Origin of the sequence: Mesorhizobium sp. B4-1-4 (assembly GCF_006439395.2) — a bacterium.
Classification (GTDB): Bacteria; Pseudomonadota; Alphaproteobacteria; order Rhizobiales; family Rhizobiaceae; genus Mesorhizobium.
In genome coordinates this window covers 712,086-738,066 of sequence record NZ_CP083950.1, presented here as the reverse complement: position 1 = coordinate 738,066, position 25,981 = coordinate 712,086, and the positions used below count along the sequence as shown (strand labels likewise).

31 protein-coding genes and 1 pseudogene are annotated in these 25,981 nt (G+C 62.4%); 11 read left to right on the top strand and 21 right to left on the bottom strand.

Going from position 1 to position 25,981, the window contains the following annotated elements:
- Window positions 1-14: 14 nt before the first annotated feature.
- Window positions 15-710 (top strand): ribonuclease HII, encoded by a 696-nt coding sequence (locus FJW03_RS03290; RefSeq protein ID WP_140760743.1) that lies wholly within the window; start codon window positions 15-17, stop codon window positions 708-710.
- A gap of 214 nt (window positions 711-924) precedes the next feature.
- On the opposite strand, the gene FJW03_RS03285 is transcribed toward FJW03_RS03290, so the two are convergent.
- Together FJW03_RS03285 and FJW03_RS03280 are read right to left on the bottom strand one after the other, a co-directional pair.
- Window positions 925-1,311: a hypothetical protein gene (locus tag FJW03_RS03285; protein ID WP_140611036.1), complete on the bottom strand. Its 387-nt coding sequence runs from the start codon at window positions 1,309-1,311 to the stop codon at window positions 925-927.
- 78 nt (window positions 1,312-1,389) lie between these two features.
- Entirely contained in the window at window positions 1,390-1,941 is a 552-nt protein-coding gene (locus tag FJW03_RS03280; protein WP_140760741.1) for a carboxymuconolactone decarboxylase family protein, read from the bottom strand.
- On the opposite strand from FJW03_RS03280, the gene FJW03_RS03275 reads away from it, so the two are divergent.
- Window positions 1,940-2,839, top strand: coding sequence for an AraC family transcriptional regulator (locus FJW03_RS03275; protein WP_226890573.1), 900 nt, complete (start codon window positions 1,940-1,942; stop codon window positions 2,837-2,839). The genes FJW03_RS03280 and FJW03_RS03275 overlap by 2 nt on opposite strands.
- A 145-nt stretch (window positions 2,840-2,984) precedes the next feature.
- Here the strand turns inward: FJW03_RS03275 and FJW03_RS03270 are convergent, their stop codons facing one another.
- From FJW03_RS03270 to FJW03_RS03235, 8 genes are all read right to left on the bottom strand, one after another.
- Window positions 2,985-3,476 carry a F0F1 ATP synthase subunit B gene (locus FJW03_RS03270; protein WP_140760737.1) on the bottom strand — a complete coding sequence of 164 codons (492 nt, stop codon included), beginning with the start codon at window positions 3,474-3,476 and terminating at the stop codon, window positions 2,985-2,987.
- A 10-nt stretch (window positions 3,477-3,486) separates the two neighbouring features.
- Window positions 3,487-4,068 (bottom strand): F0F1 ATP synthase subunit B, encoded by a 582-nt coding sequence (locus FJW03_RS03265; protein ID WP_140742604.1) that lies wholly within the window; start codon window positions 4,066-4,068, stop codon window positions 3,487-3,489.
- Between the two features lie 59 nt (window positions 4,069-4,127).
- Entirely contained in the window at window positions 4,128-4,352 is a 225-nt protein-coding gene (locus FJW03_RS03260) for a F0F1 ATP synthase subunit C (RefSeq protein ID WP_140611028.1), read from the bottom strand.
- A gap of 67 nt (window positions 4,353-4,419) precedes the next feature.
- Complete coding sequence (locus FJW03_RS03255; RefSeq protein WP_140611026.1) at window positions 4,420-5,178, bottom strand: F0F1 ATP synthase subunit A; 759 nt, start codon at window positions 5,176-5,178, stop codon at window positions 4,420-4,422.
- Between the two features lie 54 nt (window positions 5,179-5,232).
- Window positions 5,233-5,640 carry an AtpZ/AtpI family protein gene (locus FJW03_RS03250; protein WP_140611024.1) on the bottom strand — a complete coding sequence of 136 codons (408 nt, stop codon included), beginning with the start codon at window positions 5,638-5,640 and terminating at the stop codon, window positions 5,233-5,235.
- Window positions 5,641-5,896: 256 nt separating this feature from the next.
- Window positions 5,897-7,078, bottom strand: a complete 1,182-nt coding sequence (locus FJW03_RS03245; RefSeq protein WP_140760734.1) for a cell wall hydrolase — start codon at window positions 7,076-7,078, stop codon at window positions 5,897-5,899.
- 299 nt (window positions 7,079-7,377) lie between these two features.
- The gene (gene der / locus FJW03_RS03240) at window positions 7,378-8,814 is read right to left on the bottom strand and encodes a ribosome biogenesis GTPase Der (protein ID WP_140760732.1); all 1,437 of its coding nucleotides are present in this window, start codon (window positions 8,812-8,814) and stop codon (window positions 7,378-7,380) included.
- Between the two features lie 6 nt (window positions 8,815-8,820).
- A complete protein-coding gene (locus FJW03_RS03235; RefSeq protein ID WP_140760730.1) occupies window positions 8,821-9,486 on the bottom strand; it encodes a tetratricopeptide repeat protein in 666 nt (221 codons plus the stop codon).
- Between the two features lie 192 nt (window positions 9,487-9,678).
- Between FJW03_RS03235 and FJW03_RS03230 the strand changes: the two genes are divergently transcribed.
- Complete coding sequence (locus FJW03_RS03230) at window positions 9,679-10,686, top strand: polysaccharide deacetylase family protein (protein ID WP_140760727.1); 1,008 nt, start codon at window positions 9,679-9,681, stop codon at window positions 10,684-10,686.
- A 34-nt stretch (window positions 10,687-10,720) separates the two neighbouring features.
- Here the strand turns inward: FJW03_RS03230 and sbmA are convergent, their stop codons facing one another.
- A complete protein-coding gene (gene sbmA / locus FJW03_RS03225; protein ID WP_140611012.1) occupies window positions 10,721-11,980 on the bottom strand; it encodes a peptide antibiotic transporter SbmA in 1,260 nt (419 codons plus the stop codon).
- A 223-nt stretch (window positions 11,981-12,203) separates the two neighbouring features.
- Between sbmA and FJW03_RS03220 the strand changes: the two genes are divergently transcribed.
- The 4 genes and pseudogenes from FJW03_RS03220 to FJW03_RS03205 all read left to right on the top strand — a co-directional run bounded on the left by FJW03_RS03220 (window position 12,204) and on the right by FJW03_RS03205 (window position 13,441).
- A complete protein-coding gene (locus tag FJW03_RS03220; RefSeq protein ID WP_140611010.1) occupies window positions 12,204-12,389 on the top strand; it encodes a hypothetical protein in 186 nt (61 codons plus the stop codon).
- 3 nt (window positions 12,390-12,392) lie between these two features.
- Entirely contained in the window at window positions 12,393-12,623 is a 231-nt protein-coding gene (locus FJW03_RS03215) for an RNA-binding protein (protein WP_140760726.1), read from the top strand.
- Window positions 12,624-12,659: 36 nt separating this feature from the next.
- Window positions 12,660-13,073: pseudogene (locus FJW03_RS03210) on the top strand (IS1 family transposase); the annotation flags it as partial.
- Window positions 13,070-13,441, top strand: coding sequence for an Imm8 family immunity protein (locus FJW03_RS03205; RefSeq protein WP_140760722.1), 372 nt, complete (start codon window positions 13,070-13,072; stop codon window positions 13,439-13,441). The pseudogene FJW03_RS03210 and the gene FJW03_RS03205, both read left to right, overlap by 4 nt.
- On the opposite strand, the gene FJW03_RS03200 is transcribed toward FJW03_RS03205, so the two are convergent.
- Together FJW03_RS03200 and FJW03_RS03195 are read right to left on the bottom strand one after the other, a co-directional pair.
- Window positions 13,433-14,605 carry a YbfB/YjiJ family MFS transporter gene (locus FJW03_RS03200; RefSeq protein ID WP_140760719.1) on the bottom strand — a complete coding sequence of 391 codons (1,173 nt, stop codon included), beginning with the start codon at window positions 14,603-14,605 and terminating at the stop codon, window positions 13,433-13,435. The two genes, FJW03_RS03205 and FJW03_RS03200, sit on opposite strands and share 9 nt — an antisense overlap.
- A 118-nt stretch (window positions 14,606-14,723) precedes the next feature.
- Window positions 14,724-14,948: a hypothetical protein gene (locus tag FJW03_RS03195; protein WP_140760716.1), complete on the bottom strand. Its 225-nt coding sequence runs from the start codon at window positions 14,946-14,948 to the stop codon at window positions 14,724-14,726.
- 96 nt (window positions 14,949-15,044) lie between these two features.
- On the opposite strand from FJW03_RS03195, the gene FJW03_RS03190 reads away from it, so the two are divergent.
- Genes FJW03_RS03190 through FJW03_RS03180 form a run of 3 tightly spaced genes read left to right on the top strand, consistent with a single transcriptional unit; the run spans window position 15,045 to window position 17,672 of the window.
- Window positions 15,045-16,037 (top strand): LysR substrate-binding domain-containing protein, encoded by a 993-nt coding sequence (locus tag FJW03_RS03190; RefSeq protein WP_140760713.1) that lies wholly within the window; start codon window positions 15,045-15,047, stop codon window positions 16,035-16,037.
- Window positions 16,034-17,290, top strand: coding sequence for an aminopeptidase (locus FJW03_RS03185; RefSeq protein ID WP_140760711.1), 1,257 nt, complete (start codon window positions 16,034-16,036; stop codon window positions 17,288-17,290). The genes FJW03_RS03190 and FJW03_RS03185 overlap by 4 nt, the downstream gene beginning before the upstream one ends.
- Before the next feature lie 28 nt (window positions 17,291-17,318).
- A complete protein-coding gene (locus tag FJW03_RS03180) occupies window positions 17,319-17,672 on the top strand; it encodes a DUF488 domain-containing protein (RefSeq protein WP_140760708.1) in 354 nt (117 codons plus the stop codon).
- 206 nt (window positions 17,673-17,878) lie between these two features.
- Here the strand turns inward: FJW03_RS03180 and FJW03_RS03175 are convergent, their stop codons facing one another.
- The 8 genes from FJW03_RS03175 to FJW03_RS03140 form a co-directional block, all read right to left on the bottom strand.
- Entirely contained in the window at window positions 17,879-18,232 is a 354-nt protein-coding gene (locus FJW03_RS03175; RefSeq protein ID WP_140760706.1) for an ArsC family reductase, read from the bottom strand.
- Window positions 18,233-18,421: 189 nt separating this feature from the next.
- Window positions 18,422-18,775 (bottom strand): nuclear transport factor 2 family protein, encoded by a 354-nt coding sequence (locus tag FJW03_RS03170; RefSeq protein ID WP_140760703.1) that lies wholly within the window; start codon window positions 18,773-18,775, stop codon window positions 18,422-18,424.
- A 147-nt stretch (window positions 18,776-18,922) separates the two neighbouring features.
- Complete coding sequence (locus FJW03_RS03165) at window positions 18,923-19,555, bottom strand: 2'-5' RNA ligase family protein (protein ID WP_226890572.1); 633 nt, start codon at window positions 19,553-19,555, stop codon at window positions 18,923-18,925.
- Between the two features lie 164 nt (window positions 19,556-19,719).
- The gene (locus FJW03_RS03160; RefSeq protein ID WP_140760700.1) at window positions 19,720-20,805 is read right to left on the bottom strand and encodes an ABC transporter ATP-binding protein; all 1,086 of its coding nucleotides are present in this window, start codon (window positions 20,803-20,805) and stop codon (window positions 19,720-19,722) included.
- On the bottom strand, window positions 20,795-21,403 hold the full coding sequence (locus FJW03_RS03155) for a cupin domain-containing protein (protein WP_140760698.1): 609 nt from the start codon (window positions 21,401-21,403) through the stop codon (window positions 20,795-20,797). The genes FJW03_RS03160 and FJW03_RS03155 overlap by 11 nt, the downstream gene beginning before the upstream one ends.
- Window positions 21,404-21,631: 228 nt before the next feature.
- A complete protein-coding gene (locus tag FJW03_RS03150; RefSeq protein WP_140760695.1) occupies window positions 21,632-22,702 on the bottom strand; it encodes an ABC transporter substrate-binding protein in 1,071 nt (356 codons plus the stop codon).
- Between the two features lie 40 nt (window positions 22,703-22,742).
- Window positions 22,743-23,573 (bottom strand): ABC transporter permease, encoded by an 831-nt coding sequence (locus tag FJW03_RS03145; RefSeq protein ID WP_140760693.1) that lies wholly within the window; start codon window positions 23,571-23,573, stop codon window positions 22,743-22,745.
- Window positions 23,570-24,454: an ABC transporter permease gene (locus FJW03_RS03140; protein WP_140760690.1), complete on the bottom strand. Its 885-nt coding sequence runs from the start codon at window positions 24,452-24,454 to the stop codon at window positions 23,570-23,572. The genes FJW03_RS03145 and FJW03_RS03140 overlap by 4 nt, the downstream gene beginning before the upstream one ends.
- Window positions 24,455-24,795: 341 nt before the next feature.
- Between FJW03_RS03140 and FJW03_RS03135 the strand changes: the two genes are divergently transcribed.
- On the top strand, window positions 24,796-25,953 hold the full coding sequence (locus FJW03_RS03135; protein WP_140760687.1) for a fumarylacetoacetate hydrolase family protein: 1,158 nt from the start codon (window positions 24,796-24,798) through the stop codon (window positions 25,951-25,953).
- The last annotated feature ends 28 nt before the right edge of the window (window positions 25,954-25,981 follow it).

Below are 25,981 nucleotides of genomic sequence, written 5' to 3'. Positions count from 1 at the left end.
AACCTCGCCGCAACATGGCTCGCGCGCGTTCCGATTCTCCGCTTCTCTTCGAAATCGTCGAGAAGCCCGATTTCTCCTTCGAGACGAAGGCGATGGCCGACGGCCTGTGGCCGGTCGCGGGGATGGATGAGGCCGGCCGCGGCCCGCTGGCCGGGCCGGTCGTCGCCGCCGCGGTGGTGCTCGATCCCGCCAATATCCCCGAAGGGCTAGACGATTCCAAACGGCTGAGCCATTTGCAGCGCGAAGCGCTTTTCCAGCGTATCATCGGTTCGGCGCTTGGGGTTTCGATGGCGTCGATCAGCGCGGAAGGCATCGACAACAGCAACATCCTCAAGGCGAGCCTGGAAGCGATGCGCCGTGCCCTGGTCGGCCTGCCGGTAAAACCCAAGCTCGCGCTCGCCGACGGTCGCGATGTGCCGCCGGGACTGCCTTGCGACGGGCGCGCGCTGATCAAGGGCGACCAGCGCTCGCAGTCGATCGCGGCCGCTTCCATCGTTGCCAAGGTGATGCGCGACCGCATGATGTGCGGCTGCGGCGGCCACCACGAACGATACGGCTTCGAGGTCCATATGGGCTACGCCACGGCCCGGCATCGGACGGCGATCGAGGCGCATGGCCCGGTCGCGCGGCTTCACCGCGTATCCTTCGCGCCATTCAGGCTGGGCGGTGCCGAGGTCATTGAAGAAGAGGTCCTCGCTGGGTTGGATTAAACACTTAGTCCGCTATCGGTCACTTCCCGCATAACGCACAGCCGAATGGCTGCTTCTGGTTTCGCTTAGCCAATAACGGGATCGACCGGCGCTGACCGCCAGGGGTCGCGATTTCATAGGAGGTACCGCCAAGGCTTAGGCTTAGCGCCGACCTTGTCACAGCAGCAACGGCCCAAGACAACTCGGCCGCTGTCCAGTGATTTCCCACCAGCTTTCAGGTGTGCACCGTCCCCATCGCGCGATTCTCACCCTTGGGAGCGTTGAATACGAGAGTGACCAGGAGAACCGCAGCGCCGTTTGCCCAGTAGTAGAAGGCGTCCAGACCCTGGAGGCCGAGCGCGAAGGGCACTGCGACGAAGACAATTCCGACGAGACGGTCAACCGCCAAATGCAGCCAATATGGCAGCACACGGAACACACCGGTCCTGTGATCGGTGAACAGGGTCAGGATGAACGCGGCCACGCCGGCTGCGACCGACACCCAGAGCGCCGGCGGATTGCCGCGGCCAAGTCCGAGCAGGAACGGCGTGGCCGCCAGGCTCAGCGCAACGGGATAGTCGAGGAAGGCATGAACGGTCTTTGTGACGAAACGAAAATTCATGACACTCTCCGATTGCGTTTGAAGGTTTTGGGGCAAACGGGCGCGGCGCCGGACCGATTGTGCGCCGCGCCCATCGGGTCAGGCGGCAGAGCGCAGTTCGACGTCGACCTTGGGGAAATCGATCTCCGTCAATGCGACGTTGTTGGTGTAGTTGGTCAACACATTGATGGCGACATTTGCGACGATCTCGACGATGTGCGCATCGCCGAGACCGGCCGAACGCGCTGCGACAAGATCCGCATCCAGGACCTGCCCCCGCACGTCGATGAGACGACGCGCCAATGAGGCAACGGCCGCGTCCAGCGCGGTTTCAGCGCTGCCCTCGCGGGCTTTGCGAATACCTTCCGGGGACAAGCCTGCGCCCTTGCCCATCAGCGTATGGGCTGAGAGACAATAAGAGCATTCATTCGCCTGCCCGACAGCGAGCGAAATGATCTCGCGTTGCTTCGCCGTGAGCACACCCTTGCCAAGGGCATCGGACAAAGCGAGGTAGCCGTTCAGCACGGCGGGCGATTGGGCGAAGGTGGAAAAAAGATTCGGCACCATGCCGATTTTGGCTTTGACGCCCGCCAATGTGGTCTGGACGGCAGCGTCGGCATGGGCAGTGTCGATAGGAGCGATACGGGGCATGTCAGAGTTCCTTGTGTTGATTGCACGCCACTCCTATATGCAGCACTCCAGGTACTCTTCGGTGCCAATAACTTTGCTGATCGTCCCAATGGACCCGTTGGCCGCCCTCTTTACCCATGTCACGCCAACCGCTCAGACGTTCTTCACCGGGACGCTCTGCCAGGCGCTGCAATTCACTGGTGTGGGTCATCTGCACATGCTCAAGGCTGGCGAGCTCAGGGTCAGCCGGAGCGGAGAGGCCGATCTCGAATTCCTTGAGCCAACCCTGCTGTTTTTTCCGCGTGGGCGGACCCATGACTTCGCGGTTGATTCCAGGCGCGGGGCCGACCTCGTCTGCGCAACCGTCGAACTCGGGGGTGCGGAGGGCAATCCCATTGCACTGGGCCTGCCAGACTGCGTGGTCCTACCGCTCGCAGAGCATCCGGCGCTGCGGCCGGTTTGTGACCTGCTGGTCGGCGAAGCGTTCGCGGAAGGTGGTGGCCGCCAGACGGCGCTCGACCGGCTCTTCGAGTATCTCCTGATCCTGATCGTGCGACACGTCATCGAATGCGGTGTTGTCTCAACCGGCGTTCTCGCCGGGCTCGCCGACCCACGTCTCGTCAAAGCGCTGACGGCGATACACGAAGCGCCGAAGAAGCCCTGGAAGCTCGAGGAGCTCGCCGAAGTCGCAGGCATGTCACGCACGCGCTTCGCCGAGCATTTTCGGAAGCTGGTCGGTCGGCCACCGATTGAATACCTGACGGTCTGGCGCATCACGATCGCGCGCCAGCTTCTTGGTAAGGGCAAACCTGTCAAGACCGTCGCAGCACAGGTCGGCTACGACAGCGCGGCCGCCTTCTCGCGGGTGTTCAGCCGAGTCACCGGGCACCCGCCGCGCGATATTAGCCAACCACAGTAGGATGCTCGCCGAAACCTTCGAAGGCGGCGGCTCCATTGCCTCGTCGCAGTCGATCTCACGGTCGGGACGGGGGAGATTATCCGCGCACAACAAAAAAGCCGCCAGGTTGCCCGGGCGGCTTCATGTCGGCGGCTTGGCGCGCCGCTCAGTTCAGCTTGGCCTTCACATCCGCGAGCGAAGCCTTGAACAGGTCGGCCCCGGCCTTGATGTCGACCTTGGCGGCGAGCAGCGCGCGGGCGGCCTCGACGGCGATGTCGACGGCGCTGGCACGCACTTCGCCAATCGCCCCACGCTCGGCCTGACCGATCTTCTGTTCGGCCAGCGCAGTGCGCCGAGCGACATAGTCCTCGGTCTTCTTGTGCGCCTCGGCGGCGAGCAGTTCGGCTTCGCGCTTGGCGGCCGCGACGATGGCGGCAGCCTCCTGCTCGGCTTCCTTGCGCTTCTTCTGGTACTGGCCGAGCAATTGCTGGGCCTCGTCGCGCAGCTTGCGTGCCTCGTCGAGCTCGCTGCTGATCCTGGCGGCGCGGGCATCAAGTGCCTTGGCGATCATGCCAGGCACCTTGATGTAGATGGCGATACCCAGAAAGATGATCAGGGCAATCGTGGCCCAGAGCGTTGCTAGAGATGTGGCGTCCATGATGCGCTCCTCACCTGGCCACGGATTTGACCGCGGCCGCGATCTCGGCCTTGCTGGCCTTGCCGCCGACAAGTGCCTCGACAATCGCCGAAGCGGTGTCCTCGGCAATGGTGCCGACTTCCTTCATGGCATTGGCCTTGATGGAAGAAATGCGCGCCTCGGCCTCGCCAAGCTTCTCATCGAGGGCGGCCTCGATTTTCTTGCGAGCGGTCTCGGCTTCCGCCTTGGCCGCATCGTTGGCCTGCTGGCCGATCGAGTTGGCGTTCTTCTTGGCTTCCGCCAGTTCCTGCTCGTAAGCAGCGACGGCAGCGTCGGCCTCGCCCTTCAACCTGGCCGCATGGTCGAGATCCTGACTGATGCGGTCGTTGCGGACGTCGATGATGCCGCCAACACGCGGCATCACCACCCTCTTCAGGAAGAGGTAGAACAGCCCGAACGTGATCGCCAGCCACAGAAGCTGCGACGGGAACGTCGCAGGATCGAATGGCGGGAACGCGCCGTGTGCTTCCGCAGGCACGCCGGTACCGGAATGCGTGTCGCCTTCCGTGGTGGCAGGCGCGGACTCTTGCGCAAAGGCAGATGTCACGAACATGGACTATCCCCGAAATTCAAGCCCCGAACGCCGTGACGTTGGGCCAGATGGCGCAAGGCTTACTTGAACAGGGCCAGAAGCGCGATGAGAAGGGAGAAAATGCCCAGAGCTTCGGTCACGGCAAAACCGAAGATCAGACGGCCGAACTGGCCATCGGCTGCCGACGGATTGCGCAGCGCGCCCGAGAGATAGCTGCCGAAGATGTTGCCCAGGCCAATACCCGCGCCACCCATGCCCAGGCAAGCGATGCCGGCGCCGATGTACTTTGCTGCTTCCACGTCCATTTGTTCAACTCCTTTGGATCTAAAATTCCGTTGCGATTCCATCCGGCAGCCATGCCGGAAACTCCAATTAGTGCGAAGGATGCAGGGCGTCGTTCAGATACATGCAGGTCAGCACCGCAAAGACATAGGCCTGCAAGAGCGCCACGAGCAGCTCCAGCGCCGTCAACGCCACTGCCATGGCCAGCGGCAAGATCGAACCCGCAACGCCAAGCGCACCCAGCGCGCTCAGGCTGACGACAAATCCCGAAAACACCTTCAGCGTGATGTGACCTGCGAGCATGTTCGCGAACAGACGAACCGAGAGGCTGACCGGGCGCGATACGAAGGAAATCACCTCGATTGGAACAACAAGCACCATCATCACGAGGGGCACGCCCTTCGGCACGAACAGCTTCAGGAAGCCAAGGCCATGCTTCATGAAGCCGTAGACGATGACGGTGCCAATCACCAGGATGGCCAGGCCGAAGGTCACGATGATATGACTGGTAACGGTGAAGAAATAGGGGAACAGGCCGAGCAGATTGGCGACCAGCACGAACATGAACAGCGAGAACACGAACGGGAAGAACTTCATGCCCTGCGTGCCGGCGGCATCGCGCAACATGTTGCCGACGAATTCATACGCCATTTCGGAGACCGACTGCAGTCGGCCGGGGACCAGGCTCCTGCTCGACGTCGTCAGGAACAAGAACGCCGCCGCCACGAACACGGTCGCGACCATGAACAGCGCCGAATTGGTGAAGGACAGGTCGTAGCCGCCGATATTAATCGGAATCAGCTTGATGATATGGAACTGGTGGATCGGATCGACCTTGTCAGCTGCCACGTTCTCACCCCGTCAATGCCGCGTACGGCTAAATTACCATTGCCGCGAGAGCGGCTATTTGCTGTCGTCCCGGTCAGAGCGCGATTTGTCGCCCTGTCCGAATTCCGCCACAACGCCCGCTGAACGCATGACATTGAGCACGCCGGCGCCAAAACCCAGCAGCAAGAAAACGATCAGACCCCACGGCGATGTCCCCGCCATACGGTCGATGATCCAGCCGATGCCGGCGCCCACCACCACGCCAGCGATAAATTCACTGGAGAGTTTGACCGCCTGGCCATAACCGGCCGCACTGCCCGCTTTCGCGTCGTCTTTCCCCTCACGCCGGTTCGGCAGCCTTGTCGCAAGCGATGCTTCAAGTTCACGCCGACGTCGCTCAAGATCGTCATCGCGGATGCCGGCTTCATGCTGCTTGCCGCGGCCGGTTTCTCCGGATCCGTCTGGCCCGCTTTTATCGGCCATCGTACCCCCCCTGCCCGGTCAGACCGTCACCGTCCGTCCGCTTCTAAAGTCGCCGGCAACATAGTTAGAGGGTTTGCGCCCGTCAAGCCACGGGCGGAAGTTCATTGTCATGTATTTTAGGCAGCAAAATCAATCTATTAGAGAGGTGCGACATCGTGCCCGCCACGAGGATGGGGATGCGTTGCACGAATCCCCCCTGCAACGGCTCCCCAATCAGCCGCACAAGCGCATGAAAAGATCGGCGACTGCCGGGGCCTCAGCTCCAGCCGCCGCCATAGGTGCGATAGAAGATATGCAGGCCGATCTTGGTCATCTTCTGCATCGTGTGGGCCCAGCCCGGATGGACATACTGGGCGTAGTAATGCGTCGATGATCCGACCTCCGGGATGAAGATCTTGCCGGCGGTGACGGCCATGGCGATGTCCTGCGCGGTCTTGTAGGCGACAGGATTGTCGATGCGCTTCTTCCTGCCGTCGCAGGCGAAGGAAAACTGGCAACGGTTGAACCAGCTGTCGTTCTGGTAGACGACGCCGCAGATCGAGTTGGGATAGGCGGGGTTGCGGACGCGGTTGAGGATGACCTGGGCGACAGCGGCCTGACCGCGCACGGATTCGCCGCGCGCCTCGAAATAGATGCCGTTGGCCAGGCATTTCTGCTCGGGCTTGGAGAAGACGCTGGCTGGAAGCGGGTTCTGGATCCACCAATGGTCACCCTTGGCCATCGGCGGAATGAAGCGGCCGCTGTTGGGCTGTTCGTCCTGAAGCAGGGCTTCGAAGGGCGAGGCCTTGGCGTAGTCCGGCGCCGATTGCGCATAGGCGGTCGCCAGCACATCCGGATGGGAGTTGTTGACCAGGGCGGCAAGCATGGCCGGCACGCCCGGATCCGGCTTCTTGTCCTCACGCGCATGGAATTCCGAGGCGATCTGGATTTCCTTGCCTTTGATCTGCGGCTTGGCGAACGCCATCTTCAGGCCGCTGTCCATGGTCGGTCGCATCAGGGAGGAGGTCCGCTGGAAGATCGACCCGGCGTTGAAGTTCTTCGGCGGTGCAACGGGAGACACCTGGACGATGCGGCCCTTCTTGTCGGCTCGCACGACGCGGTCCTCGTCTGGCGTCGCGTTGACCTTGCCGCCCTTGCCCCGGAACGAGACGGAGCCGACGCCGGGAAGGCGCACGCCGGAACCGGAGAGCGACGCGGTTTTATCAGAATCGACGAACGGCATCTCGGCGGCATGAACCGAGCCGGCAACGGATTTTTCGACATAGGAATTCCAGCGCGCGGTCGGTGCCTCAAGGCCGGACACCAGGCTCGTCATATCCTGGTAGGCGGCGACGGTCGGAAAGCCTATCCAGATGCCGAGACCAATGATGAGCGGGGATACGAAGCTGCGTTTCTCACCGGCGGCGGCAACAAGCCGCTTCAACATACGTCGATGCACGGAACTCTCTCCAGGAACGCTACTGACCCCACTGGAGAGCAAAATGATGCATTAACCTTGATGGGACGTTAACGGGATTGATCGGGTTTTCTCAGTCGGCTCAAGGTCGTGGTTTCGAAGTCGGGCGGTTTTGCGGCGGAGCACTCAGGTCGGACGCAGAAAGATCGGCGAGGCAATCAGCGCGCAAATTGCGGTCGCCTCGCGGATATATCGACGGAAGCGGCGCGACAGGCACTGCCGGAAAACGCGAGGGCCAGCGATGCCGGGCCTGCGGGCCGTGGCCTGATCGGCGCCGAGGTTCAGCCGCGCTTCTTGGCCCGGCCGGCGAACGGATTGTCCGAGGTGCGCAGCGCCATGCGGATCGGCACGCCGGGCATGTCGAAGGCTTCGCGCAGGCTGTTGGAGAGATAGCGGACATAGGATTGCGGCATCGCGTCCGGCCGCGAACACTGGACCACGAAGCCCGGCGGCCGTGTCTTGGCCTGGGTGACATATTTGACCTTCAGCCGGCGCCCGGCAACGGCGGGCGGCGGGTGATGCGCCAGGATGGCTTCCAGCCAGCGGTTGAGCTTGCCGGTCGAAACGCGGCTGTTCCAGACCTTGTGGGTCTTCAATACTGCGTCCATAAGCTTGTCGAGGCCGCGTCCGGTCTCGGCCGAGACCGGCACCGCCTGGATGCCGCGCACCTGCGGCAGCAGCCGCTCGGTCTTCTCGCGCAATTCCGCCAGCAGTTCCTGGGGCTTGTCGATCAAGTCCCATTTGTTGAAGGCGATCACCGGCGCCCGGCCCTCGCGGATGATCAGGTCGGCGATCTGCAGATCCTGCTTCTCGAAAGGGATGGTGGCGTCCAGTACGATGATGACGATCTCGGCGAAACGGATGGCGCGCAAGCCATCCTGCACCGACATCACTTCCAGCTTTTCGTGGATCCTGGCCTTGCGGCGCATGCCTGCCGTATCGAACAGTTTTATCCGCCGCCCGCGCCAGTCCCAATCGACGGAGATGGAATCGCGGGTGATGCCGGCTTCCGGTCCGGTCAGCAGCCGCTCCTCGCCGATCAGCGCGTTGATCAGTGTCGACTTGCCGGCGTTCGGACGGCCGACGACGGCGATGCGCATCGGCTTGGTGTCATCGTAGGCAGGTGCATCCTCGGCATCCGGATCGGCGATGTCCTCGCCGATCAGCACTTCACTGGCGGCGACCTCCTCGTCATCCTCATCGTCCTCGCCGAAGGCGCGCTCCTCGCCAAGTGCTGCGATCACCGCATCCCGGAGATCGGGCAGGCCCTGGCCGTGTTCGGCCGAGACCGGGATCGGCTCGCCGAGGCCGAGTTCCCAGGCCTCCAGCATGCCGCCCTGCGCGCCTTTCGCCTCCGCCTTGTTGGCAACCAGCACGACCGGCTTGCCGGATTTGCGCACGATCTCGGCAAAGGTCCTGTCGTCCGGCAGCAGGCCGGATTTGGCGTCGATGGTGAAGAAGATCAGGTCGGCCTCGCGGATGGCGATCTCGGTCTGCGCGCGCATGCGTCCGGGCAAGGTCGAGGCGCCGGCGTCCTCGAAACCGGCGGTGTCGATGACGTCGAAATGCAGGTCGTAAAGCTTGGCGGCATGGACACGGCGATCGCGTGTCACGCCCGGCGTGTCGTCGACAAGCGCCAGCTTCTTTCCGACCAGCCGATTGAAAAGAGTCGATTTGCCGACGTTAGGCCGGCCGATGATGGCTACCTTGAACGTCATCCGAAATCACGACGCGTTGCCCGAGCCGCGGATCAGCTCGGACATCAAGGTCGCCCGTTCGCGCGTGTTGCGCGGGGCGCCGTCATCGGCGGCGATCTGGTCGAACAGCTTCAGCGCATCCTGGGTCTTGCCTTCCTTCCAGGCGGCAAGGCCGAGCGCCTCGCGCGCGGTATGACGCAGCGTGTTGGTGTCCGATGTCAGCGCCTCGACGCGGCTGGAGACATCGGCGAAAGAGCCGTAATCGACAAGCAGAAGTGCTGCCCTCAGCCGCGCCATGTCGCGAATGCCCTGGGGGATGGCGGTGTCGGCCGCGACCTCGTCGAAATCCTTGACGGCGGCATCGACGTCGCCCTTGTTCGCCTTGACCGTCGCGGCGCGCATGCGGGCAAGCAGCGGATAGGCGCCGTAGCCATCTTTCTCCAACTGATCGAGCGCAGCCAGTGCCTCGTCGTTCTTGCCATCGTTGGCAAGCTTCAAGGCCTGCGAGAAGGCGTCGCCGGATCGGTTGGCGCGTGTCTCGTCCCAATAGCGATAGCCGACGAAGGCGGCGGTGCCGAGCACCACGAGCACCGCAACGGCAAGCAAGGCCGGGCCGAAACGGTCCCACAGCGCCTGCGCCTGTTCGCGACGGATCTCGTCGTTGACTTCACGGATAAAACTGTCGTCGGACATCAATCAAACCATTCCTGCCCCGGGCCGGGGCGGTTCATGAGCCCGCGTTTTAGCGAAATTTTGTCGGCATGGAAGGGGTTCGACCGGAAAATCGCCTATTGCCAGGGCAAACGGACGAAAAGGCCAATCGCACCCGCGCCACATTTGGGCGATAGCCGGCTTTCTGACCGACCGGAGCCTGTAAATTTGCCTATGTCTCGTTTGTGTCGCGTTGTCGCGTTCTCGCTTGCCTCGCTGACCACTGTCGGCGGGGCTCTGGCCGATCCTCCCGCGCCGCCACTGCCGGCAAAACCGAAGCAGATCGTCATCATCTCCTTCGACAGCGCCCGCGACATCTCGCAGTGGAAGCGCAGCCGGGCGCTGGCGCAACGCACAGGCGCGCACTTCACCTATTTTCTGTCGTGCGTCTTCCTGCTGTCGCCAGAGACGCGCAAGGAATACACCGCACCGGGCAAGTCGACCGGCAAATCCAACATTGGCTTTGCCGCCTCCAGGCAGGACGTGGCCGAGCGGCTCGAACAGATCGGCCTCGCCGCACAAGAGGGTCACGACATCGCCAGCCACGCCTGTGGCCATTTCGATGGCAAGAACTGGAGCAAAGCCGACTGGCTGAAAGAGTTCGCCTCGTTCGAGCATATTCTCGAGAACGCCTACACGATCAACGGCATCACGCCCGAACCGGGAGGCTGGCAAAACTTCGCGCGGCATGCGGTGGTTGGCTTCCGTGCCCCCTATTTGTCGACCAGCAAGGCGCTTTACGAAGCGTTGCCCGCCGCCGGCTATCAGTTCGATGCCAGCGGTGTCTCACAGGGCCCTGCCCGGCCACCGACCGTCGGCGGCATCACCCGCTTTTCGCTGCCGCAGATCCCGGAAGGGCCGAAATCGCGACCAGTGATCGCGATGGACTACAATCTCTATGTCCGCCACTCGGGCGGCTTCGAACGGCCAAGCCAGGCGGACGAGTTCGCCAACCGGACCTATGACGCTTTCCGCGCGGCCTTCGACGCGCAATATCAAGGCAAGCGCATTCCGCTTGAGCTCGGCTTCCACTTCACGCTGATGAATGACGGCGCCTACTGGACCGCGCTGGAGCGCTTTGCAGGCGAGGTCTGCGTCAAGTCCGATGTCGAGTGCATCAGCTTCCGCGACTATGTCGAGCGGCAGGGCGGAGGCCGAAAAAAGGCCTCGGTTGGCGGCTGAACCGCCAACGCTTCGCATCAAGATCCAAGCTTTTTCAAGCCGGGTCCTCGGCGCCCTGCCTTGCGAGATAGCGCTGGTCGATGTCAGGCAGCGGCGCGCCTTCCAGCGTCGCCTCGAAGGCGCGCAGGCGCTTGTGGACCGACTGCAGCTCGACGATGGTCGACCAGGAGGTGAGCAGGAACTGCAGCGAGCCCGTCACCTTGCCGAACGCATTCGATATCTGGTTCAGCGCGCCGAACGTTATCTTGTGCGCGACCAGCGACGGACCCAGGATCAGCAGAGAGAAAATGTTGTCGGCCTGCAAGTAGGTGTACCGGACGACGTTGAAATAGATGTAATGGAAATAGAGCCTGAAATAGTTGTGTCGGACATTGGCGAACAGCTCGGCCGTGGTGGCGGGTTGCGCACGATCGGCGTGATCCTCGCCGTAAACAAGCTCCTTGCGGTAAGCAGCCTCGACACGCTGGTTGCGGAACTGCAGCCCCGGAAGCTTCAGGCCGGCAATCATCACCGAGATCGTTCCGAACAGACACCAGGCAAGGGCCGCGACGACCAGCGGCTGCGGGATCGCGCCGACGATCGGCAATTCGCTGATGTGGGCCTGCAACTGGATCATAACCGGCAGGAAGGCGATCAAGGTCATGATCGACTGGACGAAGCTGGAACCGAGATCTTCCATGATCTGCGAGAACCGCATCGTGTCTTCCTGGATGCGCTGCGAGGCGCCCTCGATATGGCGCAGTCTGGTCCAGTTCTCGATGAAATAGTTGTTCATCGCCGTGCGCCAGCGGAAGATCCAGTGGCTGACGATGAAGGCATTGACGACCTGCACGTTCATGCCCACCAGCGCAAGCCACGAGAAGTCGGCCAGTCCGGTGTAGAACTCGCCATTGGTCGACTTTCCCGTCCCCGACATCAGCCCTTGCACATAGTCGAAGAAAGGGCCGTACCAGGCGTTGACGGCGACGCTGACCTGCACATTGAAATAGATGAAGAACAGGATGACCGCGGTCATCAGGATCGACCAATTCTGCCATGGATGCGGCGAGTACCAGGTCCAGAACGCGTAGAAGATGGCCACGCATGCCACGAAATAAATATAGAACCAGAGGAACGGCTTCGACACCAGAACGGCGATGCCGATGATTGGTGGTGTCCCCGCAGCGGCTGGCGGCAGGCCAAACACAGCTCCCAGTTGCTCACCACCAAAAAACCAGAACAGGATCGCCGCAAGGCTCCAGACGGCGGCCGAAGAAAAGAAGAGCTTCGGCTGCGGGAAGAAGGATACGAACACTGGGGCGAATTCCTCGATCGATGCGCAAATCAGCGGATGACGGCGGGCATAAAGTCACACATTAGGGGGAAAGAAAATGCCTGCCCGATACCCGGCACAGAGCAAGACCACAAATCATGGCGATTTTGGGTAGTGTCTCAGTTTGAAATCCCGCGATACCGCTTTTAGGTTTGGCATTAAAGCGGTAAGCCCCATATGCTTAGCGGAAAGCATGGGAGCTTCAGTGGCCTACACTGTCATCTGGTATGGAAGACGGGGCGTCATCGACAAGGTGACCTTTGACGCTGAGAAGACGGCCAAAGATCATGCAATCGCCATGTTCCAGACCCGAAGGGGTGACGATGGCGTCGTATGCGTTGAAGTTCGCAAGGACAACGGCGCTGTCGTCTTTAGCCACGCGGAGAACTAGAGAATGCCAACCGGACCTAAAGGCCAGAAGCGGCCCGCCGACGTGATCGGCAACGCCGTCCGCGTCATGCGCATTGCAACAGGCGAGGAAGCCGACGAAATCGTTGAAGACGGCAAAGACCCTGCCGCCAAGGCGCTCGGCGCGAGGGGCGGAAAGAAGAGCGCTGAGAACATGACGCCAGAGCGGCGCGCAGAGATCGCCAAGAAGGCGGCTGCGAAGCGTTGGTCTAAGTAGGGTTTTTGTTGTCCTTGCCGCCAGTCAACGGTAGCTGAATTGTATGGCGAGCCGGAAGGCAAGGCGGTGCCACAGGAACGCCGCTACAGCCCCGCCGTATGCACTGGCGCGAAGAAGACCCGCATCGAAGGCCAGCCCGACCTGGCGCACGTCAGCACGTCGCACGTCGAGCGCCAGAACCTCACCATGCGGATGCAGATGCGCCGCTTCACTCGCTTGACCAACGCGTTTTCGAAGAAGTTCGATAACCACGTCCATATGGTCGCGCTGTACACGGTTTGGTACAACTTCATCCGCGTTCACAAGACGCTGAAAATGTCGCCGGCAATGGCCGCTGGCGTGTCGGCAACGTTGTGGTCGATGGACGATCTCTGCGGAATGATGGACGCCGTCGCGCCGAAACCGGGCAAGCGCGGACCGTACAAGAAACTCAAGGTGCCTGTCTCATGAAGGCCGAGTACAGAGGCTACCGTTTTACAAACTCCGCCATATTGGGGGAAGACCCGGCCACTTGGCTTCCAGACGATCCCGCTGACTTCTTGGTTGAAATAGACTTCTACGCTGGCGAAGCAGGCAAGGAAGGGTCAGACGCGTTCACGGCAACGGTTTGCTCGACAAATAGGTTTCTGCGGTCCCAGACAGAAAAGGTCTTTTCAGGCGGCGGCGTAATCTTCATGCCTAGGTTCGATCATGTAGAGCTGGAGAGTTTCCTGAGCGAACGTTGTGCGGTTGAGGGCGAGACGTGGAACGATATCGCCTTCCAGCTTTCCCGCTTAGGCGAATGGGAGTTTGAGTACCTGCTTGGAAATTCAAACTGAGACACTACCCGATTTTGGCGCGGCCGACCAGGTGATGACGCCGGAAACGATCAGCATGGCCGCGGCGACGATCGAAGCGAGAAAGAAATCGCCTGACATCTGGGCCAGAAACCCGGCGGCGATGGGGCCGATGATCTGGCCAAGGCCGAACGACGCCGTCATCAAGGCAAAGATGCGCCGGGGCGCCCTTGGCGCCTGCTGCCGCGCTGCCTGCAGGCCGAGCGCGGTGATGGCAATGAAGGTGCCGCCGAGCAGCAGGCCGCCAAGCAGTGGCCCCGAATATCCGCCAAGCGCCACGCTGGCGGTGACGCCAATCACCTCGATGAAGCACGCCAGCGCATAGGCGCCATAGAGCCCGATCCGCGTGGCGATCTTCTGCCAGAGCCAGGTCGAGGGAAAGCCGGCGAGGCCGGCGACCATCCATACCATGGCCTCGAAAACGCGGCTGCCGCCACCTTGCCGGACGATGGCGACCAGGAATGTCGCGGTCACCACATAGCCAAACCCAAACAGGCCGTAGGCGACGATGACCTTCCTCAGCGACCGGTCTTTCGGCAGTGCCGGCTCGCGGCTCGTTTCGCCATTGGCGAGCGGGCCCTCGTTTGCCAAGAGCGCGACGACCACGAAACCGCATGCCGAAATGGCCGCCGACCAGAGCCAGCCGGCCGCCCAGCCGGCATGCCCAGTGACCAGCACCGCCATCATCGCCGCCGATATCGCGATACCAAGGCCGACGCCGCCAAAATGCCAGGCCTGCAGGTCGCCACGACCGGCGGCGGCAATATGGCTGAAAACGATGCTGGCCATGAACACCATGACAAAGGCGCTGGCGAGACCCGCCAGAAAACGGATGACGAGAAAGGCGACCATTGTGTCGGTCAGCCCCATCAGCGCGGCAAGCACGGTGCTGGCGCCAAGACCTGTCAGCATCAGCAAACGCTCGCGCCCATGCGCCCAGCCGCCAGCCGCGGCAAGCGCCCCGACAAGGTAGCCGAGGTAATTGGCGGAAGCGATCCACCCGGCATTGGCCGGCGACAGATGCAGTTCTTCCATCATGCCGGGCAGGATCGGCGTGTAAACGAAACGGCCGATGCCCATGGCGACGGCCATGGCAATCATGCCGGCGAAGGCGAAGCGCAGCGCTGTGGAGTTGGCCGATTTCATTGCAGCGCACAATAAATGCAGCGACCGCCGAAACAATCCGCCTTTCATTGGGCCAGCGGGGCCTCAGCGCGCCATGCTCCGCTCGACTTTTGCTTGATCCCGAACGCGTGGCGTCCGCTCAGCAGCGTCCACCGAAATCGACGTGAAATGAAGCGGTCTCATGCACGGTCCGCCGCGCCGTCAGCCTGAACGGCACGTCAGCGAGTTCACGCTGCGACATGGCGTTCAGCACCGGATGCGACAGCGGATCGGTCACCCACCTCTGCGTATCGCGGTCGCAGAGTGGCTCATGCGACGCATTCGCGGCGAACATGACCTTCAGCGACGACAGCATCCTCAGCATTTCCGGCTCCGTGGATCTGTCTCCCCTCAACAAGGTCAGCCGTTTCGGTCTCTCTTTCAATTGAGATTCCGGTCGGATCGGTTTAGAAAAACTCAAATGGCCATGCTCAACCGCGTCCATCTCAATGGCCTTCGCGCCATCGAAACCGTCGCCCGTCTCGGATCGCTGGCGGCGGCCGCCGGCGAGCTCAACGTTTCCGTCAGTGCCGTCAGCCAGCAGATAAGCCGCACCGAAAAGCAACTCGGCCAGGCGCTGTTCGAGCGTACGGCGAGCGGTCTGGTCCTGACCGAATTCGGCGCCATCTTCGCCACCCGCCTCGGCGCGGGGTTTCGCGAGCTTGCCTACGCGGTGGCGATGGCGGACGAAGCGACCCAATGCACGCTGGTGGTTTCGGTGGCACCGGCCTTCGCCTCGAAATGGCTGCTGCCGCGGCTGTCGCGCCACTTCGCCCGGCATCCCGACGTGCTGCTGCGCATCGACGCCTCGGTGCGGCTCACCGATCTCGATCACTCGGACATCGACATCGCCATCCGGCTTGGCGACGGCAAATGGCCGGGCGGGCGAGCAGAACTGCTTTTGGCGCAGGAGATCTTCCCGGTCTGCGCGCCATCGATCGCTGGCAAATTGCAATCGATCGAAGATTTGGCGCAGACCTGCGCCATCACCGACGAACGGGCGATGATCAACTGGGAAAGCTGGTTCGCCGCCGCCGGCGTTCCGCCCGTCACCTTCCAGAAAGGCGCGCGCTTCACCGATCCGATGCTGTGTCTGGAATCGGCGATCGCCGGCCATGGCGTGATGCTGGGCTGGCAGTTGCTGACGGCCGATGCACTGGCCGACGGGCGGCTTGTGGCGCCGTTCGGGGTCCGCGCCCAAAGCGGGCTCGGCTACTGGCTGGTGACCTCGTCGGCCAAGGCGGAGAGCCGCAAGGTCCGCGATTTCAAGGTCTGGATCCGGCAAGAGATCGAGGCGACGATGGCACAGTTCGGATCGGTGACTGCAGGACCCGCTGGCACGAACGCGGTGGAAAGCAGCGTGGCACCGGTCTATGTTGAACGAGACATCCCACTACGACAGGCAGGATCATGACCACACATTCGCGCGGCGTTTCCGCAACGATCGACCCGGTGAAGCTCGACAGGCTGGCGGAGGTCGCCATCAAGGTAGGCCTGCAATTGCAACCGGGACAGGATCTGGTGCTGACATCGTCGATCGCAGCACTGCCGCTGACCAGGCGCATCGTCGAGCATGCCTACAAGGCCGGCGCCGGACTAGTGACGCCGATCTTCAACGATGACGAGATAACGCTGGCGCGCTACCGCTTCGGCGCCGACGCCGGCTTCGACCGCGCCGCCGGCTGGCTGTATGAGGGCATGGCGGAGGCCTTCTCCAACAATGCGGCCCGGCTTGCCGTGCGCGGCGAGGATCCCTCGCTGTTGTCGGCGCAGGACCCGGCCAAGGTGGCGCGCGCCAACAAGGCCAATTCGGTGGCCTACCAGCCGGCGCTGGAAAAGATCACCGGCTTCGATATCAACTGGAACATTATCGCTTATCCCGATCTGGCCTGGGCCAGGCAAGTCTTCCCGGATGACGCCGACGACGTCGCCGTGGCGAAGCTTGCCGACGCCATCTTCGCCGCCTCGCGCGTCGATGTCGAGGATCCGATCGGCAACTGGAAGGCGCACAACGCAGCGCTGCGCGGCCGCACAGAATGGCTCAACGGCCACAACTTCCACGCCCTGCATTTCACCGGCCCGGGCACCGACCTGACGGTCGGGCTGGCGGACGGCCATGAATGGATAGGCGGCGCCTCGACGGCCAAGAACGGCATCACCTGCAACCCCAACATCCCGACCGAGGAAGTCTTCACCACGCCGCATGCAAGGCGCGTCGAGGGGCATGTCTCCTCCACGAAGCCGCTGTCCTACCAGGGCACGCTGATCGACGAGATCTCGGTGCGTTTCAAAGAAGGCAGGATCGTCGAGGCCAAGGCGTCGAAGGGCGAGGATGTCTTGAAGAAAGTGCTCGACACCGACGAAGGCGCACGCCGCCTCGGCGAAGTGGCACTGGTGCCGCATTCCTCCCCAATCTCGGCCAGCGGCCTGCTGTTCTTCAACACGCTGTTCGACGAGAACGCCGCCTGCCACATCGCGCTCGGTCAGTGCTATTCGAAATGCTTCGTCAATGGCGCCTCGCTCAGCCAGGACGAGATCGCGGCGCGCGGCGGCAACAAGAGCTTCATCCACATCGACTGGATGATCGGTTCGGACAAGATCGACATTGACGGCGTCAACAAGGACGGCAGCCGCGTGCCTGTGATGCGCAAGGGCGAGTGGGCCTGACGACGCCCCTTGGCTTTCGGAGCTTTCCATGGCCCTCGAATTGGCGGTCAAGCGGATTTACGAGCCACCGGCGCCCGGTGACGGACAACGGGTGCTGGTCGACCGCATCTGGCCGCGCGGCGTCAGCAAGGAGGACGCCGCGCTGACGCTATGGCTGAAGGACATCGCACCGAGCGACGACCTGCGCAAATGGTTCGGCCATGAGCCAGCGCGTTGGAAAGAGTTTCAGCGGCGGTATCGAGCCGAGCTGGATAGCAATGACGATGCGGTGACGGTGTTGCGCGCTCTGCTTGATAAAGGCCGGGTGACGTTGCTCTACGGAGCGCATGACGAGGCGCACAACAATGCAGTGGCGCTGGCGGGGTACTTGCGCGGGGATTGAAGCGGTTTTCGAAAGCTGGCGGGACAGCGCCGCCCCCCCTCTGTCCTGCCGGACATCTCCCCCACAAGGGGGGAGATCGATGTCGCGATGGCTTTCGCCAATTTTCAACGTTGAAGACGAAGGTCCGACAGCGGAGCTGCCAATCTCCCCCCTTGTGGGGGAGATGTCCGGCAGGACAGAGGGGGGCGCGAAGGATCGCCACCTATCTACTTTGCACCAACCACCTGCTGATAAGCATCCGGCTTGAACCCGACGAGAACACTGTCACCGACCTCCAGCACCGGCCGCTTGATCATCGTCGGTCTGGCCAGCATCAGCGCCTTGGCCTGCTTTTCGTCGAGCGATTGCTTGTCTGTCTCCGGCAGTTCGCGGAACGTGGTGCTGCCCTTGTTGAGGAGCTTTTCCCAGCCGACCTTGCCGACCCAGCCATTCAGCCTGCCCGCTTCAATCCCGTCGGCCCGATAGTCATGGAAACGATAAGGCACGTCATGGCTCTCCAGCCAGACGCGTGCCTTCTTGATCGTGTCACAGTTGGTGATGCCATATATGGTGATCGTCAAAGCGCGCTTCCCTGCTGATTGTCGAATCCGTCCTGCACCCTAAACCGCCCTTCCCGCTTTGCCAGCGCCCGCATCCCATGTGAAGATGATTTGAACCTCGCATGAACGGCCAGGGCATTGCCCCGGCCGCCATGCTCGTTTTTCGCCTGCAGCGAAGAAAGCAGACTCCGGAAAGCCGGCGGCATTGCCTCAATAGTAGAAGCGCTCTTCGGTAATCTTGCCGTTCTTGACTGTGTACAGGCCAACCTCATCCATGGTGACGCGCTCGCCCGTAGCCTTGGGCGTTATGTCAAACGTGAAGCGCACCGCGAACTGGTCGCCGTTGACATACGGGCCTTCGACGGAGCCGCCGTGCACTTCGTTGTTCTCTTGCCACCACTGGCCCTTCTGTTTCACGGCTTCCTTGCCGTTGCAGACGGCCATAGGGCCCTCCATGGCTTCATAGCTGACGATTTCGTCAGCATTGTACTTCTGAGCGGCACTTTCGTTGTCGCCCCGCCTGAGCAGTTCGGTGAAATCCTTGGCAATTTCCGCGACGGTCATTTGTCTTCCTCCTGTTCCGACGCACTCGAAGTAGGGAAGCGCTCGCCAGTCCGCCAGCTTTGCCCGCACGACAGCTGACAAGCTTTGTCAGGACGATAGACATAGCGCGGCTCTGTGACGACGGTTTGAGGGCGAGCGATCGGCGCATCACATCGCACTGAGCGGCCAACAGTCCGGGAAAACGTACTTCTTCAGTCCGCGCAAGCTGTGCACAAGAACGAACTCCCGGGCGACAAAGCTGATTGGGCCGATAGGCTGTTGCGGAATAAGTTTCTGGTCATAGGCCAGCGTCAAATGTGGAACGAAACCGTCTGAAGCTTTGAGTCCTTCGCGCGACATTTCAGCGCCGAGCTTCCTGCTCAATTCACAAACCGGTCCGTCATCGGCGAGAAGCACGAAAGGATGCTTGGCCGGGCGGCCCCTCGTCGCCGGGCGACCGGGAAAGCTCCTGAAATGACGGAAGGTGACATCAAACTCAGACATCGCGATGCGTCGCCCCGATCGGGCCGCTGCGAAGATGATTTTCTCTGGCAGCCTTTTGTAATCACCGACATGTTGCAGGCTGACGTGAAACCGGTGATACAGCAGACGTGAGCCGGTTATCTCACATTGGCCGCACAGCTGGCTTTGACAATCCGCAAACCGCGAATAGTCCTTCTGCTGCAGAAACAAGCCGTAGAAGACGCGCTCCGGCCGCTTAGGCCGCCATGGCGGCTCTGGAATTCCGAAATCGAACTCGCCTTGGTACATACGCGTACGCTCGCCAAGGAACGCTCCCATTTTGCTCCGGCGTTAGAACAAAACAGGAACATCTCTTTGAGTCAAGCGTGGATTGCTTCGAAGCCCCAGCCCGCATCCGATGCCCTTGACCTCGAGAAAGTCATGGACCCCAGTCGGCGTATTCGCGGCCGTTGCCGACTGCCTGTAGCCGCCGATGGAGCAGGTCAGCCAGGCAGCATAGGGCAGTTGGCGCCACGGCGCAGGCTGATATGCGCGACGTCGCCGACGCTGAATTGGAAACCCTCCGCCTGGCGCGGCGCATCGATGACAATAGGTGCGCCTTGGTCGAGTTCGGCATGCAGCCGCAGCGTGCGGCCATGAAAGACGACGCTGTTGACGCGCGCCGGCGCCGTGCTCGGCGCGGCCTCGGTCGTTGCCAGCAAGTCCTCCGGGCGCACCCCGATGGTCCGCACTTCGCCTTGCCGGGGTGACTTCCCAGTTTCAGAAGTTGCCTCCAGCGCCAGGGCGCCGGCGGCGAAACGCAGGCGATCGCCGTCGCGGCCGACAAACCGGGACTGCAGGAGATTCATGGTGCCGATGAAGCTCGCCACGAACGTCGTGGCGGGCCGGTCGTACAGTACCGCCGGTGGCGCGATCTGTTCGATGCGGCCCTTGTTCATGACGACGATGCGGTCGGAGATCGACAGCGCTTCGGTCTGGTCATGGGTGACCATGACGAAGGTGGTGCCAAGCCGCGACTGCAGCCGCTTCAACTCGACCTGCATCTGTTCGCGCAGATGCGCGTCAAGCGCCGACAGCGGTTCGTCGAGCAAGAGCACGCGCGGTTCGCAGACGATGGCGCGGGCGAGCGCGACGCGCTGGCGTTGGCCGCCGGAGAGTTCGGAAACGCGGGCACGAAGCTTGTCGGCGAGGCCGACCATGTCGAGGGCTTCACCGACGCGTTTTGCCTGTTCGGCTCCGGACAATTTGCGCAGCGACAGACCGAAGCCGACATTTTCGGCGACGTTCATGTGCGGGAACAGCGCGTAGTCCTGGAACACGGTATTGACCGGCCGGTCGTAAGGTCGAAGCTCGGTGATGTCGCGGCCGTCGAGCAGCACCGCGCCGCTCGACGGGCTTTCGAAGCCCGCAATGACGCGCAGGCTGGTGGTCTTGCCGCAGCCCGATGGTCCGAGCAGGGTGATGAACTCGCCGCTGATGATGTCGAGATCGACGGCGTCGAGCCCGACGATACCGCCGGGAAAAATCTTCGATACCGCCTGCAGGCGGACGAGCGGATCAGGCGCCATCGCGAACCTCGGACGGTTTCGTGGTGTTGACCCAGAGGATCCGGCATTCCTCGCCGCCAGGATTGCGGAAAGCGTGCAACAGCGTGCTCTTGAAGGCAAAACTGTCGCCGGTCTTCAGCACGTATTTTGTCGAATCCACCACCAGTTCGACCTCGCCGGCCAATACGTAGCCAAACTCATGGCCTACATGCGCATAGGCTTCCGCGGTGCCGCCGCCGGCTTCCACCGTTACCAGCATGCCGGTCAGCGTCGCGCCCGGCGGCGACAGCAGCGCCTTGGCGATGCCCTCCGACTTCACCGGGATGGCGCGGCGGCTGTTGGCACGCACGCAGTAGAGATCGTTGGCGGCATCGTCGCCGTCGGCGATCAGCGCCGACGGCTCGATGTCCAGAGCCGCGGCGAGCGGCCAGATCACCTTGACGCGCAGCGAAGACATGCCGCGCTCGATCTGGCTGAGCGCGCCGATCGACACGCCCGCCCTGGCGGCAAGCTCCGCCAGCGAAAGGCGGCGCTCGAGCCGCAGGGCCCGCACCCGCCGACCGACGCGAACGTCGGCATCGTCCTTGGGTTTCTCGGCCTGTTCGTCCAGCATGTCCATGCATCGGTCCTCGTTTGCCGCATCCTTATCGAGCAACGCAGCATTGTCGTTCGCACGTTTGCGCTGCCCCTCACCCTTACCCTCTCCCCGTGAAAAACGGGGAGAGGGGGTCGCCGACGTTGCGGCCAGTCCCCTTCTCCCCGTCTCTATTACGGGGAGAAGGGGCAGGCGGATGAGCGGCGGCGCAAACTTCAGTAATCCAATCGCCTCCAACAAGGCTGGCCAGCGTCACCCGCCGGCCTTCACCTTCTCGAACATCTTGGCGACATCGTCATTCTGCTTCATCGGGCCGGTGAAGATCGTGCTCTTCAGCATCACTTCAGGGTCGGACGGCAGCTGGAGCTTTTCCAATTCGTCCTTCGGCACACCGGCGAAGGCAGTCGAGAGCGAGCTGCCATAGCCATAGGACTGGATCAGGAATTTGCCCGACTCGGCGTCCAGCCGGCTGTTGATGAAGTCATAGGCGAGATCGACGTTCTTGGCGTCCTTGAGCATGACGAAACCGCAGGCCCAGGTCAGCATCCCTTCCTTCGGCCTCATGAACTCGACCGGCACGCCCTGCTTCTTCAGCGAAGTGGCCGACGCGTTCCAGGTCATGGCGGCGACCAGCTGGCCACTGGCCAGCGCCTGCTCGACCGAAGTCATATCGGTGGTGTAGCTCGACAGCAGCGGGCGCTGTTCGCGCAGCTTCTCGGCGACCTTGTCCATTTGGTCCGCAGTCATGTCGAAGGGGTTCACGCCGGCAAGCAGTGCCGCGACGATGGGCGTGTCGTGGACGGCGTCGATGGTCGCCATGCGGCCGGCATACTGCTTGTCCCACAGAAGTTTCCAGCTCGCTTCGGGGTTCTTCACCAGATCGGTGCGGTAGAGGATCGAGGTGTTGCCCCAGTCCCACGGCACCATCCAGACCTTGCCGTCGCCCGCCTGCAAATCGGGCAGGTTCTTGAACACGGGGAAGACCGAATCCCAGTTCTTGATGCGCTTGGTGTCGATCGGCTGCAGCAGGCCTTCCTTGTTCCAGCGCGCCACCTTGTCGTAGCAGGGATGCGCTATGTCGGGGCGGAAGCCTGCCTTGACCTTGGTGAAGGCATCGTCATCGTCACCGAAGATGGAGGCCTCGACGCCATCGGGATGCGCGGCGAGGAAGCTCTTGTTGAAATCGGGCAGCTCGTACCCTGACCAGGTGAAGTATTGCAGCTTCTCGGCCGCCAGCGCCACGGTCGAGGACAGCGCGAGCACCAGTGCGGCAAGGCCGGCCCGGACTTTGTGTCCGGATATCGATTTCAGGTGGAATGCCATTTTCGTTCTCCTCTTCTTTGTTGTGGTTGGCGTGCTGTGATCAGGCTGGACTGGCGGATATCCGGCGCACCGCACCGAGCCCGCGATGGCGTAGGAACTCGGCTGTGCCGGCGATGATGAAGGACACGGCCAGGATCATCGTCCCCAGCGCCATGACGGTGGGCAGAGACCGTGGGAAGCGCAGTTGGCTCCAGATGTAGAGCGGCAGTGTCGGCTCGGTGCCGGCAAGGAAGAAGACGACGATGAATTCGTCGAAGGAGATCAGGAAGGCGAGCATGAAGGCCGACAGCACGGCGGGCAGGCTGAGCGGCAGCATGACGCGCCGGAACGTCGTCCAGTCGGAGGCGCCAAGGTCGAGCGCCGCCTCGCGAACCGTCCTGGGGATGGCGGCGAAGCGGCTGCGCATGACGACCACGGTGGTTGGCAGCGCCACCAGTATATGGCCGAGCACGATGGCGACACGCGACGGTCCTAGGCCGACGAGGTTGACCAGGATCAGCAGCGATATGCCGACGATGACGCCTGGAATGAGGATCGGCAGCCGTGCGATGGCGCTGATGGTGGCGGCCAATGGCGAGCGGCCGTAGAGGTCCATATAGGATATCGTGATGCCGCACAGCGTGGCGCCGGAGGCCGCGATGGCGCCGATGACGAGACTGTTCAGGAGCGCGCCGGACAGGGCGGAATTGCCATAAAGGATCGCGTACCACTGCAGCGTGAAGCCCTGCAGCGGAAATGCCGCCTGGATGGAATCGTTGAAGGAAAACAGCGGGATCAGCAGGACCGGGAGATAGAGAAACACGAGGTAGGCGAGCACATAAAGGCCTAGCCAGCGGCCATTTCGTTGCGTGCCGAGGCGTTCCACTCTCATGTGCGGCTGCCATACCTGCGGTCGGCGCCGCGTGCGACCAGCACCACGACCAGGATGACCAGCATGACGCAGACCGAAAGGGCCGCGCCGAACGGCCAGTCGTTGGCCTTGCCGAACTGCGACTGGATCAGCGTGCCGATCATGGTGCTGGCCGGTCCGCCGACCATCGCCGGCGTGACATAGTCGCCGATCGTCGGCACGAAGACGACCAGGGCCGCGGCCAGGACGCCCGGCATCGAGTTCGGCAGCACGACCCGGCGAAAGGACGTGAACGGCCGCGCGCCAAGGTCTGAAGCGGCCTCGATCAGCGATTTCGGAATGGTCTCCAGCGCCACATAGATCGGCAGGATCGCGAACGGCGCATAAGCGTGGGCAAGCGTGACGACGACAGCCGCTGGCGTATTGAGAAACGCCAATGTCGGCTGGGACCAGATGCCGCTTTCGATCAGCGCCGAGTTCAGCACGCCGTTATAGGCGAGCACGATCTTCCAGGCGAAGACGCGCAGCAAGTAGCTGGTCCAGAACGGTAGTGTCACCAGGAACAACAACAGGCCACGCCGCCGCTCGGCGTAAAAGGCAAGGTAGTAGGCGACGGGATAGGCGGTGACGACCGTGGCCAGGGTCACCAGCCCGGCGATCACCAGCGAGCGCAGCGTCACCGTCCAGTAGAGCGGATCGGAAACCACGGTGGCGAAATTCGCCAGGCTGAAGCCGCTGCCCAGCAGCGAACCGTCATTGCCGCGGAAGGCCAGGAAAAGCACGAGGCCAAGCGCAAACAGGATCAGCAGGAAGGTGACCAGCGCGCCCGGCAGCAGCATGGCGAACCGGAAGCCCGACGAAGACCGGGTCTCGGACACCTGTGCCGCAACTAGGGTCGACATCGACCGGCTCACCCAAATCTTGAAATTACCGAAGAGTTTTTCATATTCGTGAAACTGTCAAGCGAAATCCCGCGGGTGGGTTGTGACTGGCATCTGCTGAAACCGTTTCGACAAGGTTTGAACGGGCCACATGAAACACCCAGAGGTTTCACACTCTTGAAATGAACCAGTCGGGTTTTGACAATGACCGCCGCAGACCCGCTTGTCGGAAAGCCGGAATTTCATGGACGAGACGGCGGTCTGAATCGCCGTCGAATGGGATAGACCTTTGGGCGGAATCCGGGGAAAGTGCCGCGCCGACCTGGCAAGCCCGCATTTCGATGATCAGAGGGACCGCACGCATGACAAACCCGACGCGTCTGCCTATTGAGGGCCTTTTTGTCGGCCGCGCCAAGAGCAGCGATGCCTCGCATCCTCTGGTGGTCACGGTACGTGACGGCACCATCTTCGACATCACCTCAAGCGCGGCGCCGACCGTGCGCGATATCTGCGAGATGGCCGATCCGGCAGCGCATGTGCGCTCGGCCGAGGGCAAGCCGATCGGCTCGCTCGATGACATCGCGGCCAACAGTTTCGAGGCCACGCGTGATCCGGCAAAGCCATACCTCCTGTCCCCGGTCGACCTGCAGGCCATCAAGGCATCGGGCGTGACTTTCGTCGTCAGCCTGCTCGAACGGGTGATCGAGGAACAGGCGCGCGGCTCGGCGGAAAAGGCCGACGCCATCCGCGCCGACATTGCCGGGCTGATCGGCCATGACCTTTCGAAGCTCAAGCCCGGTTCGCCCGAAGCGATGGAGATCAAGGCCAAGCTGATTTCGCGCGGCGCCTGGTCGCAATATCTGGAAGTGGGCATCGGCCCGGATGCGGAAATCTTCACCAAGTGCCAGCCGATGGCTTCTGTCGGCTTCGGCGCCGATGTGGGCCTTCACCCGGTGTCGACCTGGAACAATCCGGAGCCGGAGATCGCCATGATCGCCGCCAGCAGCGGCAGGATCGTCGGCGCCACCATCGGCAACGATGTCAATCTGCGTGACGTCGAGGGGCGTTCGGCGCTGCTGCTCGGCAAGGCCAAGGACAACAATGCGTCGGCTTCCCTCGGTCCTTTCATCCGCCTGTTCGACGACGCATTCTCGATCGACGACGTGAAGCGCGCCGTCGTGCGCCTGAAGGTCGAAGGCGAGGATGGGTTCTCGCTGGAGGGCGCAAGCTCGATGGCCGAGATCAGCCGCTCGCCCGAAGAACTGGTCGCCGCTGCCATGGGTCCGCATCACCAATATCCGGATGGGCTGGCGCTTTATCTCGGCACCATGTTCGTGCCCTCGAAGGATCGCGGCGAAAAGGGCAAGGGCTTTACCCACAAGGTCGGCGACATCGTCACCATCTCGTCGGAAAAATTCGGCGCGCTGGTCAACCGGGTGCGGCTGTCGCCCGATTGCCCGCACTGGACATACGGCGCCAGCCATCTGATGCGCGACCTCGCCAAGGCCGGCCTGCTCTAGCTTTGAGCATTGCGCCTCCGTCAAGACG